The following is an 11,998-nucleotide window of genomic DNA, read 5'->3' on the forward strand; positions in this document are numbered from 1 at the left end:
GGCCCGGACGGGTTGCCTACGCTGGGTTACGTGCAGCGCCTCTATGACTTTCTCCGCAGGCACCCGACGGGGGTCGACGCCTTCTGGGCGCTCGTCCTCTTCGGGATCTCCGGGCTGAGCGTGGTGGCCGTGGCCGACACCGAAGGCCACGAGCCGCCGCTCGTCGTGATCCCGGTCATGCTCGGCCTGTCCCTCGTCGTGGCGCTGCGCCGCAGGATGACGGAGCGGATGCTCGTCCTGGCCGCGGTGATCGGCCTCGCGCAGCTGGCCTTGGACGTGGAGCCGAACCCGGCGAACTTCGCCATGCTGGTGATCATCTACACGGCCGCAGCCGACGGTGCCCAGTGGGCCTCGCGGTTCGCCCTCGCCGGGGGCCTCGCGGCCGCGCCGCTGGCGCAGATGCGCTGGCCGGAGGAGCAGGCGAGCACCTGGGGCCACGTCTTCGTCACGGCCTTCACCGTCGTGCCGTTCGCGCTCGCCTGGGTGCTCGGCGACTCCATCCGCACCCGCCGCGCCTACCTCGCGCAGCTGGAGGAGCGCGCCGCCCGCCTGGAGAAGGAGCGCGAGGCGCAGGCCAAGGTCGCGGTGGCGGCCGAGCGGGCCCGGATCGCGCGGGAGCTGCACGACGTCGTCGCGCACAACGTGTCGGTGATGGTCGTCCAGGCCGACGGCGCCGCCTACGTCCTCGACGCGGCGCCCGAGCAGGCCAAGCAGGCCCTCGCGACGATCTCGGGTACCGGCCGGCAGGCGCTCGCCGAGATGCGCAGGCTGCTCGGCGTACTCCGCACGGGCGAGCCCGAGGAGAGCGGGGAGTACGTCCCGCAGCCGGACGTGGAGCAGCTCGACGAGCTCATCGAGCAGGTGCGCGGCGCCGGTCTTCCGGTGGACTTCAAGGTGGAGGGCACGCCGCGCCCGCTGCCCAGCGGCGTGGAGCTGACCGCGTACCGCATCGTGCAGGAGGCCCTCACCAACACCCGCAAGCACGGCGGCGAGAACGCCGGGGCGAGCGTCCGGCTCGTCTACTTCGACGACGGCCTCGGGCTGCTCGTCGAGGACGACGGCAAGGGCGCCCCGCACGAGCTGTACGAGGACGGCGGCGCCGACGGCAGCGGGCACGGCCTGATCGGCATGCGCGAGCGCGTGGGCATGGTCGGTGGCACGCTGGACGCCGGACCACGGCCGGGCGGAGGATTCCGCATCAGCGCGCTGCTGCCGCTCAAACCCGCACACTGACACCTGTCACCGGTACGTCGGCACCGGTCACCGGTACACCCGGACCGCAGTGCCGTGGTTGACTCCGCCCGTGGGGCGCGGCCGCGGCCCGCTCCCGCCGACGCTCTGCCGCCGATCCACCCCGAAGGGACCGTGTGATGTCCATCCGCGTGATGCTCGTCGACGACCAGGTGCTGCTGCGCACCGGATTCCGGATGGTCCTCGCCGCCCAGCCGGACATGGAGGTCGTCGCGGAGGCGGGTGACGGCGTCGAGGCCCTCCAGGTGCTGCGCTCCACACCGGTCGACGTGGTGCTGATGGACGTGCGCATGCCCAAGCTGGACGGGGTGGAGGCGACCCGGCGCATCTGCTCGGCGCCGAACCCGCCGAAGGTGCTGATACTCACGACCTTCGACCTCGACGAGTACGCCTTCTCGGGCCTGAAGGCGGGCGCCTCCGGGTTCATGCTCAAGGACGTGCCGCCCGGCGAGCTGCTGGCCGCGATCAGGTCCGTGCACAGCGGTGACGCGGTGGTGGCGCCGTCCACGACGCGGCGGCTGCTCGACCGGTTCGCGCCGATGCTGCCCGGCGGGTCCGGGCAGCCGCAGCTCAAGGAGCTGGAGCGGCTCACCGAGCGCGAGCGCGAGGTCATGGTGCTGGTCGCCCAGGGCCTGTCGAACGGCGAGATCGCGGCGCGGCTCGTGCTGTCGGAGGCCACCGTGAAGACGCACGTCGGCCGCATCCTGACCAAGCTGGGCCTGCGGGACCGGGTGCAGGTGGTGGTGCTCGCGTACGAGACGGGCCTGGTGCGGGCGGGCGGTGGCGGCGGCGCGGGCTGAGCGCCCCGGGGTCCCTGGGCCTGGGGGAGCGACCCTTACCGCAGCACCCCCTCGATGAACTCGCTGCCGAGCCGGGACACCACCCCCAGGTCGAGCTGGTGCTGCACGTACCGGCCGCGGCGGCGCGTGGTGATCAGCGCGGCCTTCTTCAGGACGCTCAGGTGCCGGGATATCTCCGGAGCGGTCATGCCGTGGGCGTCGGCCAGCTCACCCGTGGTGTACGCCCCGCGCGCCAGGTGGCGGCAGAGGCGCATCCGCACCGGGTGCGAGAGCGCGGCCATGCGGCGGGTGAGCTGCTCCACGGAGGCGGGCTCGGTCAGGCCGGGGGACGTGATGGGGTAGGTGATCGAGGACTGCCAGCCGTAGCGGTGCAGGACCATCACATGCGGCCAGCCGAGGCTGGTCGGCACCAGGACGAGGCCGCCGTCGCCGGTCCTCGTGCGGCCCACGGCCATCTTGTCGATCGTGATCAGCCGTGCCTCCTCGTCCAGGGACACCGCCCCGGACATCGCCTTCAGGGCCTCCCCGAGGCCCTTGCGGCGCAGCAGCTCCGTCTTGTGCCGGGCGTCGGCGGCGAGCTGATGGCTCACCCGGGCCCAGGTGTCCGCGAAGAACGCCTCGTCGCAGTCCTGCATCAACTGCCGGAACCAGGCCCGCACGGCGGGCGGGTCGTCCAGGAGCCGCTCGGTGAACGCCACTTGGTGCTCTCCCCGGGCGGCGGCCAGCTCCAGGGCGTGGCGGCGCATGTCCTGGTCGTGCAGCGGGTCCGTCACGCGGTTCTGGTCGTAGGCGAGCTGGCAGGTGAACTCCAGAGCGGCGTCCACGAACTGCTCGTCCGACAGCTTGTCGAGCTGGTCGAGCTCCTCGGCGAGCGTGGCCCCGGGCAGGGCGCTCTTGCCGGGCAGGCCCGCGAAGGGCGCGAACACGTCCGAGAACGTCGTCCGCCACAGGAAGTCCGCCTCGCACAGGCGGTCCGCGAGACCCTGGTCGAGGCGCGCGGTGACGGCCGTCGCCCAGCCCTGCAGCCCCGGGTGGTGACCGGTCTCGGACAGCGCGTGCAGCGCCATGCCGAGCTCGGCGAGGGGCGAGGGCACCACATGGACCCGCTCCGGCGCCAGGCCGGTGATGTCGATGCTCACGCTCATGATCCCCATGGTGCACCGCGCCACTGACATCGCCGCCGTCGATTGACGACTGGCGTCAATCGACGGGACCTGGCCGCCCGGCCTTGGGCAGGGTGGAGTCATCGCAGGGGCCGCGACGGCGCCGCTCCGGCGATGTCGGGGCCGCGACGGCGCCGCCCCGCACGGACGGGCCTCGCCCCGTCCCCCCCGATCGCCCACTCCCGTTCGCCCGCCCCCGTCATCCCAGCACCCTCAGCACCCCTCAGCACCCTCAGGAACCGTTCCGCGCCCTTCGGACCGCGTCCGCGAACGAGGGGCGGGCTCGGTCGCCCTCCCCTTGCCCGTTAAGTACCCTTTGTCATGAAAGGTCGTATGCCATGAGTGCCACCCAGCAGTTCCTGCTCGACAGCTACCGCGCCGCTCAGCACGGCCAGGCCGCGCCGCCTGCCCCCGGTGTCCACGACTGGCAGGTGGTGCGCGAGGTGCGCGACTACGGCCGGTTCCAGGCCGTGATCCGCGAACGGCCCGCACACGGGCGCGTGCGGGCCGGGCTCGCCCGCTTCGTGAGCGCTCTCAGGGGAGCCGGCGTACGAAGTCCGCGACCGCTTCCCTGACGTCGCCAGCCGTCCACGCCAGGCCCGGTCCGTTCACGGTGACCTCCGTGACGGACAGGCCGGGCGGGCCGTACGGGAACCAGCGCCAGAACAGCAGGGTCCCCGTCTGCTCGGCCTGCGCGAGGGCGGCCTCGTTCAGGACGTCGGGCGGGTACGGCAGCCACACCTGGAACTGGTGGGTGTGCGGCGGTGCGGGGTGCACGCGCGACCAGGGCACCGGGGACGCCGCGAACGCCTCGGACAGGGCGTCGGCGACCACGCGCGCGTGCGCCACGTACTCCGGCAGGCGCGGCAGCACCCGCCGCACGCCGAGCAACGCCGACAGGGCGGTCGGGAACTGCTGGAAACCGAGCCCTCCGTAGCGGTGCCGCCACGCCCGCGCCTCGTCGACCAGCGTCCGGGGACCGGCGAGCGCGGCACCCGCCAGGCCCTCCAGGGACTTGTAGAACGACACGTACACGCTGTCCGCGAGCCCCGCGATCTCGTCCAGCGGGCGGCCGAAGTGCGGCACGCACTCCCACAGGCGGGCCCCGTCGAAGTGGACGACGGCGTCCCGTTCGCGCGCGGCGGCCACCACGTCCTGGAGCTCGTCCCACGTGGGCAGCAGGAAACCGGGCTCCCGGAGGGGCAGTTCGAGCATCAGAGTGCCGAACGGCTCCTCGACGTCGCGTACTTCCTCGGCGGTGGGCGGGCGCGGCGCGTCCGTGGGATGCACCGTGCGCAGCCCGGACACCGCGCCCAGGGCGCCGCGTTCGTGGACCTCGGGGTGGGAGCGCGGGTGCAGGGCGACGACCGGGTTGCCGGTGCGGCCCGCCCAGCAGCGCAGGGCCACCTGCTGCGCCATCGTGCCCGTCGGGAAGAACGCGGCGGACTCCTTGCCGAGCAGCCGCGCGACCTCGTCCTCCAGGTCGGCGACGACCCCGTCGCCGTACATGTCGGCGCCCTGGTCCAGGTCGGCGACGTCCGCCGCGCCCTGGGTGAGGTCGGTCAGGCGCTCACCGAGCGGGACGGTCGCCGGCGGGCGGGACAGCAGCCGCCGGGCGCCCCGGGCGGCCGCCACGCGCCGGGCGTGCTCGTCGGACTCCTCCGGCGCCGCCGCGGCGGCCCCGGTGCTCTCCTGCGGGGTGCTCTCCTGAGGGGTACTCCCCCGCGGGCTGCTCTCGTGCGGGGCGGGCGCGTGCGGAGGGGACGCGTGCGGAGGAGGCGCGTCGCGCCGCGCGTCGTGTGCGGTCATCCACAGATCATCCCGCGCGGTCGTACGAATGCCCACAGCCTGTGGACAGCCGACGGCGCCGCGCCAACCGATCGCGTTAGCATGACGAGAAATCGTCCGGTACCCCGAGCGGACTGGAACGGAAGGCGTCATCGCGTGAACGGACCACACCGGCCGGAGCAGCACTCCGCCCGATCGGACACGGGCTCGGACCCCGCCGACCGCCCCGCGCGGCTCACCGTGGGCGTCGTCGGCGCGGGCCGCGTCGGCCCCGCCCTGGCCGCCTCGCTCCAGCTCGCCGGGCACCGCCCCGTGGCCGCCTCCGGCGTGTCCGACAGCTCCGTCCGGCGCGCCGCCGCACTGCTGCCCGACGTGCCCCTCGTCTCGCCCGCGCAGGTCATGGAGCGCGCCGAGCTGGTGCTCCTGACCGTCCCCGACGACGCGCTCCCGGGCCTGGTCGAAGGCCTCGCCGAGACCGGGGCGGTGCGCCCGGGCCAGCTCCTGGTGCACACCTCCGGGCGGTTCGGCACCAAGGTCCTGGACCCGGCGCTGCGCGCCGGCGCGCTGCCGCTCGCCCTGCACCCCGCGATGACGTTCACCGGCACCTCGGTGGACGTCCAGCGCCTGGCCGGGTGCTCCTTCGGCGTGACCGCGCCCGACGAGCTGCGGCTCGCCGCCGAGGCCCTGGTCATCGAGATGGGCGGCGAGCCCGAGTGGATCGCCGAGGACGCCCGGCCGCTGTACCACGCGGCGCTCGCCCTGGGCGCCAACCACCTGGTGACCCTGGTCGCCGAGTCCATGGAGCTGCTGCGGGATGCGGGCGTGGCGGCCCCCGACCGCATGCTCGGACCGCTCCTCGGCGCGGCCCTCGACAACGCCCTGCGCTCCGGCGACGCCGCCCTGACCGGCCCCGTCGCGCGCGGGGACGCGGGCACCGTCGCCGCGCACGTCGCCGAGCTGCGCAAGCACGCGCCGGGCACCGTCGCCGGCTATCTGGCCATGGCCCGCGCCACCGCCGACCGCGCCCTCGCGCACGGCCTGCTCAAGCCGGAGCTAGCCGAGGACCTGCTGGGCGTGCTCGCGGGCCCCGGGGCGGCGGCGGGCGGCACCGACGGATTCCGTGACGGCGAGGCGGACGGAGGAGACCGATGAGCGGCACGCCGATCCAGGTGCTGCACACCGCCGACGAGCTGCGCGCCCGCGCGCGTACGGGCCGTCGGGCCGTCGTCATGACCATGGGGGCCCTGCACGAGGGCCACGCCACGCTGATCCGGGAGGCGCGCCGGGCGGCGGGCCGGGACGGCGAGGTCGTCGTCACGGTGTTCGTGAACCCGCTGCAGTTCGGCGCGGGCGAGGACCTGGACCGCTATCCACGCACCCTGGAGGCGGACGTCAAGACCTCCGAGCAGGCGGGCGCCGACGTCGTGTTCGCCCCCTCCGTGGACGAGGTCTACCCCGGCGGCGAGCCCCAGGTCCGCCTCAGCGCCGGCCCCATGGGCACGGTCCTCGAAGGCGCCACCCGGCCCGGGCACTTCGACGGCATGCTCACCGTCGTCGCCAAGCTGCTGCACCTCACCGCCCCGGACGTGGCGCTGTTCGGCCAGAAGGACGCCCAGCAGCTCGCCCTGATCCGCCGCATGGTGCGCGATCTGAACTTCCCCGTGGACATCGTCGCCGTCCCCACGGTCCGCGAGGAGGACGGCCTGGCCCGCTCCAGCCGCAACCGCTACCTGTCGCCCGCCGAGCGCCACACCGCGCTCGCGCTCTCCCGCGCCCTGTTCGCGGGCCGCGACCGGCACGCCGCCCAGGAGGCCCTGCGCGCGCGGGCGGCCCTCGCCCCCGCCACCCCGGAGCGCGCCGACGCGCTGAACGCGCTGGGCGAGTCCCGCGCGGCCGCCGACGCGCACGCCGTCGCCCAGGCCGCGCCCGCCGGTCCCGAGGCCGTCCTCGCGGCCGCGCGGCAGGTCCTCGACGAGGCGGCACGGCTGCGGCCGCCCCTCGTCCTCGACTACGTGGCACTCGTCGACCCGTCCGACTTCCAGCAGGTCACACGGGGGCACCAGGGGGAGGCGGTGCTCGCCGTCGCCGCGAAGGTCGGCACCACCCGCCTCATCGACAACATCCCGCTGACCTTCGGAGCCCCGGCATGAGCGCCCGCCCCCGGGCGGCCCGGGCCCCCGGCCACCGCACCACCGCGACCGGAGATCGGAGCCCCCGGATGAGTACCACTGGCATACGGCTGCACGCCCCGGCCCCCGGCTGGTCGCTCGACGCCGACGTCGTGGTCGTCGGCTCCGGCGTGGCCGGCCTGACCGCCGCCCTGCGCTGCGCCGCCGCGGGCCTGGAGACCGTGGTCGTCACCAAGGCCCGCCTCGACGACGGCTCGACCCGCTGGGCCCAGGGCGGCATCGCCGCCGCGCTGGGCGAGGGCGACAGCCCCGAGCAGCACCTCGAGGACACCCTCGTGGCGGGCGTCGGCCTGTGCGACGACGAGGCGGTGCGCACCCTCGTCACCGAAGGCCCCGACGCCGTACGCCGCCTCATCGCGACCGGCGCCCAGTTCGACGCCGCCGCCGACGGCGACCTGGAGCTGACCCGCGAGGGCGGCCACCACCGCCGCCGCATCGCGCACGCGGGCGGCGACGCGACCGGCGCGGAGATCTCCCGCGCCCTCGTCGACGCGGTCCGCGCGCGCGGCATACCGACCGTCGAGAACGCCCTGGTCCTCGACCTGCTGACGGACGACCAGGGGCACGCCGCGGGCGTCACCCTGCACGTCATGGGCGAGGGCCAGCACGACGGCGTGGGCGCCGTGCACGCGCCCGCCGTGGTGCTCGCCACCGGTGGCATGGGCCAGGTCTTCTCGGCGACGACGAACCCGTCCGTGTCCACGGGCGACGGCGTGGCCCTCGCCCTGCGCGCCGGCGCGGAGGTCTCCGACCTGGAGTTCGTCCAGTTCCACCCCACGGTGCTGTTCCTGGGCGCCGACGCCGAGGGCCAGCAGCCGCTGGTCTCCGAGGCGGTGCGCGGCGAGGGCGCCCACCTGGTGGACGCGGACGGCGTGCGCTTCATGGTGGGCGCCCACGAGCTCGCCGAGCTCGCCCCGCGCGACATCGTCGCCAAGGGCATCACGCGCCGCATGCAGGAGCAGGGCACCGAGCACATGTACCTGGACGCCCGCCACTTCGGCGCCGCCATGTGGGCGACCCGCTTCCCGACGATCCTCGCCGCCTGCCGCGCCCACGGCATCGACCCGGTGACCGAGCCCATCCCGGTCGCCCCGGCCGCGCACTACGCCTCCGGAGGCGTCCGCACCGACCAGTACGGCCGCACCACCGTGGCCGGCCTGTACGCGTGCGGGGAGGTCGCCTGCACGGGCGTGCACGGCGCCAACCGCCTCGCCTCCAACTCCCTGCTTGAGGGCCTGGTCTACGCCGAGCGCATCGCCGCGGACATCGCCACCCGGCACGCCGGGAACGCCCTCCACCCGCGCGTGCCCGCGCCGGTGGCCGCCCCGGAGCAGCCCGCTCACCCGCTGCTGCCCCCGGAGGCCCGGTTCGCCATCCAGCGGACCATGACCGAGGGCGCCGGAGTGCTCCGTTCCGCCGCCTCGCTCGCCGAGGCCGCCGAGCGGCTCGCGCGGATCCACGCGGACGCGGCGGGCGCGCTCGCCGAGGACGGCAAGACCGCCGAGCCGGGCGTCGACGCCTGGGAGACCACCAACCTCCTGTGCGTGGCCCGCGTCCTGGTGGCGGCGGCCCAGCAGCGCGAGGAGACTCGTGGCTGCCACTGGCGTGAGGACCACGCGGCCCGCGACGACGCGGCGTGGGGACGCCACATCGTCGTACGCCTCCAGGCCGACCGGAGCCTCGCCATCCACACCACCGACAACGCCCGCTTCCCCAGCACCCAGGAGCAGTGACCGACGTGAGCACCCCCGAACTCCCCCTCGCCGACACCGGCTGCGGCGACGCCTGCGGCTGCGGCGGCGACGACGCGCAGGACTCCATGGAGTGCGGTCTCGACCCGTCCCTCGCCCAGCTCCTGGCCGACGCCGGCCTCGACCCCGTCCAGGTCGAGGACGTCGCGCACCTCGCGATCGCCGAGGACCTGGAGTTCTCCCCGGACGCCGTGGACGTCACCACGGTCGCCACCATCCCCGAGGACGCCGTCGCCACCGCCGACTTCACCGCCCGCCAGGCGGGCACCGTCGCAGGCCTGCGGGTCGCCGAGGCCATCGTCTCCGTGGTCTGCTCCGACGAGTTCGAGGTGGAGCGGCACGTCGAGGACGGCGCCCGGGTCGAGGCCGGTGACGTGCTGCTGAGCATCACCACCCGCACCCGCGACCTGCTCACCGCCGAGCGCAGCGCGCTGAACGTGCTGTGCCGCCTGTCCGGCATCGCCACCGCCACGCGCGCGTGGGCGGACGCCCTGGAGGGCACCAAGGCCAAGGTCCGCGACACCCGCAAGACGACGCCGGGGCTGCGCTCCCTGGAGAAGTACGCGGTCCGCATGGGCGGCGGCGTCAACCACCGCATGTCGCTCGCCGACGCGGCCCTGGTCAAGGACAACCACGTGGTCGCCGCGGGCGGCGTCACCCAGGCCTTCAAGGCCGTCCGGGACGCCTTCCCTGACGTGCCCGTCGAGGTGGAGGTCGACACCCTGCACCAGCTCCGCGAGGTCGTGGACGCGGGCGCCGACCTGATCCTCCTGGACAACTTCACGCCCCTGGAGACCGAGGAGGCCGTCGCGCTCGTCGACGGCCGGGCCCTGCTGGAGTCCTCCGGCCGCCTCACCCTGGAGAACGCCCGGGCGTACGCGGAGACGGGCGTCGACTACCTGGCCGTGGGCGCCCTCACCCACTCCTCGCCGATCCTGGACATCGGCCTCGACCTCCGGGAGGCCGTCGAGGCCCCCGCGCGCGGGGCGGAGTAACGCGCCATGTTGCTCACGATCGACGTCGGCAACACCCACACCGTCCTCGGGCTCTTCGACGGCGAGGACATCGTCGAGCACTGGCGGATCTCCACCGACGCCCGCCGCACCGCCGACGAACTCGCCGTGCTCCTCAACGGCCTGATGGGCATGCACCCGCTGCTCGGTGAGGAACTGGGCGACGGCATCGACGGCATCGCGATCTGCTCCACGGTCCCGTCCGTCCTGCACGAGCTGCGCGAAGTCACCCGCCGCTACTACGGGGACGTACCGGCCGTCCTGGTGGAGCCCGGCATCAAGACCGGCGTGCCCATCCTCATGGACAACCCCAAGGAGGTCGGCGCCGACCGCATCATCAACGCGGTCGCGGCGGTCGAGCTCTACGGCGGGCCGGCGATCGTCGTGGACTTCGGTACGGCGACGACGTTCGACGCGGTCTCCGCGCGCGGGGAGTACGCGGGCGGCGTCATCGCGCCCGGCATCGAGATCTCCGTGGAGGCCCTCGGCGTCCGCGGCGCGCAGCTCCGCAAGATCGAGCTGGCCCGGCCGCGCAGCGTCATCGGCAAGAACACCGTGGAGGCCATGCAGGCGGGCATCGTCTACGGCTTCGCGGGCCAGGTCGACGGCGTCGTCCGCCGCATGGCCCGGGAGCTCGCGGGCCCGAAGGGCGACCCCGAGGACGTCACGGTCATCGCCACCGGCGGCCTCGCCCCCATGGTGCTCGGCGAGGCGTCGGTCATCGACGAGCACGAGCCGTGGCTGACGCTGATCGGCCTCCGCCTGGTCTACGAACGCAACGTGTCCCGTACGTGACGCCGTGCCAGGCAACCCTGCCGCGCGGCCTGGGGTCTCTCCTGGGAGGGGTTCTGAGCGGGTGTGGGGGCTGGGTGCCTGATGGACGGGAAACGACGGCGGCGTAGGGCAGGGCGGGCCCTCGCGGGCGCCGCGGCGACGGCGGCGCTCGTACTCGGGGCGCCCGCGGCGCAGGCGGCGACCCCGGACCCGCCCACGGTGCGGTCGTCCGTCTCCCCGCCGCCCGAGGAAAGCCCGCGCCCGCCCGCCCGGATGGCCGACACCGGGGCCGGGGTGCTGCCCTGGCTGGCGGCGGGCGGAGCGGCGGCCCTGGGCGTGGGCGCGGTCGCCTTCGCCACAACCCGCCGCCGCCCGGACCGCCCCCACCACGACGGCTGACCTGGCCGGGGCCGGGCGGGCACGGGCGGCACCCAGCCGCAGCGCTGGGCGCCGGGGCCGGGCGGACGACGCCCGGGAGCCACGGGTGGGCCGGCGGGAAAGAAGGGCGAACCGAGCGAGCGGCGGCCCCAGGGCCGCAATGACGTGCCGGGCAAACGGGTGAGTTAAGACGATTTTGTCCCCTCCGCACGTATCGTCACCCTATGCCCACGCCATACGGATCCCGGGGCGGCATGGCCTTCGGCGCGCAGGAGCTGCGAGTGCTCCGCCGCGCCCTGGCCCTCGCCCTGCACCCCAGTACCGCTCACGCCCTCGACGACCAGGCCGTGCAGGAATGCGTGCGCCTCGCCGACGACATCGACGAGGCGGTGCGCGAAGGCGCACGGCTGCGCGCCTTCCTGGTGGCCGACCTCGCGCGCTACCGGGCCGCTCTGCCCGGCACCGCGACCGGGTACCTGGAGCTCCTGGACGACGTCCTCGCCACCGGCTACCGCCCCGCACCCGACGACCTCGCCGCACTCCGCGCCCTGCGCGCCAACCCGCGCGCGGGAGCCCTGCTCGCCCGCTGCGAGAGGCTCGCCGAGCGCGAGGTACGCGTCCGGCTCGCGGCGGGCGCGGCGCGCCCCGTGCCTCGCCCCGCCACCCCCCGCCCCCTCGTGCCCCAGTCCCGTACCCGCCTCCTGGCCCTGCCCGGCGGCCGCGCGGCGGCCGACGACAGCGGGTCCGGGCCCCGGCCGAACCCGCCCGCGGAGCGACCCGCGGCCCCGCCGGAGCGGCCGCGCCCGGTGCCCACCCCGGCGGAGGTGTTCCCGCCCAAACGCCCGGCGCCGCCGACCGCCCCGTCGCAGCGTCTCGCCGTGGGCTAGCTAC

Annotated in this window: 12 protein-coding genes; 10 read left to right on the plus strand and 2 right to left on the minus strand. The window is 75.0% G+C overall.

The annotated features are described in order from the left end of the window. The first annotated feature begins 30 nt into the window (after positions 1 to 30). Positions 31 to 1,233 carry a sensor histidine kinase gene (locus tag QK440_RS07355; protein WP_282792164.1) on the plus strand — a complete coding sequence of 401 codons (1,203 nt, stop codon included), beginning with the start codon at positions 31 to 33 and terminating at the stop codon, positions 1,231 to 1,233. Positions 1,234 to 1,370: 137 nt separating this feature from the next. Further along, on the plus strand, positions 1,371 to 2,051 hold the full coding sequence (locus tag QK440_RS07360; RefSeq protein WP_190134027.1) for a response regulator transcription factor: 681 nt from the start codon (positions 1,371 to 1,373) through the stop codon (positions 2,049 to 2,051). A 35-nt stretch (positions 2,052 to 2,086) separates the two neighbouring features. Here QK440_RS07360 and QK440_RS07365 read toward each other — a convergent pair whose 3' ends face one another. Beyond that, positions 2,087 to 3,196 carry a DUF5937 family protein gene (locus QK440_RS07365; RefSeq protein ID WP_282792165.1) on the minus strand — a complete coding sequence of 370 codons (1,110 nt, stop codon included), beginning with the start codon at positions 3,194 to 3,196 and terminating at the stop codon, positions 2,087 to 2,089. Positions 3,197 to 3,552: 356 nt separating this feature from the next. Here QK440_RS07365 and QK440_RS07370 point away from each other — a divergent pair, with 356 nt between their 5' ends. Continuing rightward, positions 3,553 to 3,789 (plus strand): hypothetical protein, encoded by a 237-nt coding sequence (locus tag QK440_RS07370; protein ID WP_282792166.1) that lies wholly within the window; start codon positions 3,553 to 3,555, stop codon positions 3,787 to 3,789. Here the strand turns inward: QK440_RS07370 and QK440_RS07375 are convergent. Continuing rightward, entirely contained in the window at positions 3,749 to 5,023 is a 1,275-nt protein-coding gene (locus QK440_RS07375; protein ID WP_282792167.1) for a beta-eliminating lyase-related protein, read from the minus strand. The two genes, QK440_RS07370 and QK440_RS07375, sit on opposite strands and share 41 nt — an antisense overlap. A gap of 219 nt (positions 5,024 to 5,242) precedes the next feature. On the opposite strand from QK440_RS07375, the gene QK440_RS07380 reads away from it, so the two are divergent. The 7 genes from QK440_RS07380 to QK440_RS07410 all read left to right on the plus strand — a co-directional run bounded on the left by QK440_RS07380 (position 5,243) and on the right by QK440_RS07410 (position 11,994). Continuing rightward, positions 5,243 to 6,154: a DUF2520 domain-containing protein gene (locus QK440_RS07380; protein ID WP_282792210.1), complete on the plus strand. Its 912-nt coding sequence runs from the start codon at positions 5,243 to 5,245 to the stop codon at positions 6,152 to 6,154. Then, on the plus strand, positions 6,151 to 7,152 hold the full coding sequence (panC, locus tag QK440_RS07385; RefSeq protein WP_282792168.1) for a pantoate--beta-alanine ligase: 1,002 nt from the start codon (positions 6,151 to 6,153) through the stop codon (positions 7,150 to 7,152). The genes QK440_RS07380 and panC overlap by 4 nt, the downstream gene beginning before the upstream one ends. A 68-nt stretch (positions 7,153 to 7,220) precedes the next feature. Beyond that, positions 7,221 to 8,924, plus strand: coding sequence for an L-aspartate oxidase (locus tag QK440_RS07390; RefSeq protein ID WP_282792169.1), 1,704 nt, complete (start codon positions 7,221 to 7,223; stop codon positions 8,922 to 8,924). A 5-nt stretch (positions 8,925 to 8,929) separates the two neighbouring features. Continuing rightward, on the plus strand, positions 8,930 to 9,937 hold the full coding sequence (nadC, locus tag QK440_RS07395; protein ID WP_282792211.1) for a carboxylating nicotinate-nucleotide diphosphorylase: 1,008 nt from the start codon (positions 8,930 to 8,932) through the stop codon (positions 9,935 to 9,937). A 6-nt stretch (positions 9,938 to 9,943) separates the two neighbouring features. Then, on the plus strand, positions 9,944 to 10,750 hold the full coding sequence (locus QK440_RS07400; protein ID WP_282792170.1) for a type III pantothenate kinase: 807 nt from the start codon (positions 9,944 to 9,946) through the stop codon (positions 10,748 to 10,750). An 81-nt stretch (positions 10,751 to 10,831) separates the two neighbouring features. Further along, entirely contained in the window at positions 10,832 to 11,128 is a 297-nt protein-coding gene (locus QK440_RS07405; protein ID WP_282792171.1) for a hypothetical protein, read from the plus strand. Between the two features lie 203 nt (positions 11,129 to 11,331). Then, positions 11,332 to 11,994, plus strand: a complete 663-nt coding sequence (locus QK440_RS07410) for a hypothetical protein (protein WP_282792172.1) — start codon at positions 11,332 to 11,334, stop codon at positions 11,992 to 11,994. Positions 11,995 to 11,998 lie beyond the last annotated feature (4 nt).

It is taken from the genome of Streptomyces sp. CC224B, assembly GCF_030010595.1.
Lineage (GTDB): Bacteria > Actinomycetota > Actinomycetes > Streptomycetales > Streptomycetaceae > Streptomyces > Streptomyces longispororuber.

What these genes read in the sequence shown, in the direction of transcription:
- QK440_RS07410 (WP_282792172.1), top strand. Translation starts at nt 11,332, where the DNA reads ATGCCCACGCCATACGGATCCCGGGGCGGCATGGCCTTCGGCGCGCAG.
- panC (WP_282792168.1), top strand. Translation starts at nt 6,151, where the DNA reads ATGAGCGGCACGCCGATCCAGGTGCTGCACACCGCCGACGAGCTGCGC.
- QK440_RS07375 (WP_282792167.1), bottom strand. Translation starts at nt 5,023, where the DNA reads ATGACCGCACACGACGCGCGGCGCGACGCGCCTCCTCCGCACGCGTCC.
- QK440_RS07365 (WP_282792165.1), bottom strand. Translation starts at nt 3,196, where the DNA reads ATGAGCGTGAGCATCGACATCACCGGCCTGGCGCCGGAGCGGGTCCAT.
- QK440_RS07370 (WP_282792166.1), top strand. Translation starts at nt 3,553, where the DNA reads ATGAGTGCCACCCAGCAGTTCCTGCTCGACAGCTACCGCGCCGCTCAG.
- QK440_RS07400 (WP_282792170.1), top strand. Translation starts at nt 9,944, where the DNA reads ATGTTGCTCACGATCGACGTCGGCAACACCCACACCGTCCTCGGGCTC.
- QK440_RS07390 (WP_282792169.1), top strand. Translation starts at nt 7,221, where the DNA reads ATGAGTACCACTGGCATACGGCTGCACGCCCCGGCCCCCGGCTGGTCG.
- QK440_RS07360 (WP_190134027.1), top strand. Translation starts at nt 1,371, where the DNA reads ATGTCCATCCGCGTGATGCTCGTCGACGACCAGGTGCTGCTGCGCACC.
- QK440_RS07405 (WP_282792171.1), top strand. Translation starts at nt 10,832, where the DNA reads ATGGACGGGAAACGACGGCGGCGTAGGGCAGGGCGGGCCCTCGCGGGC.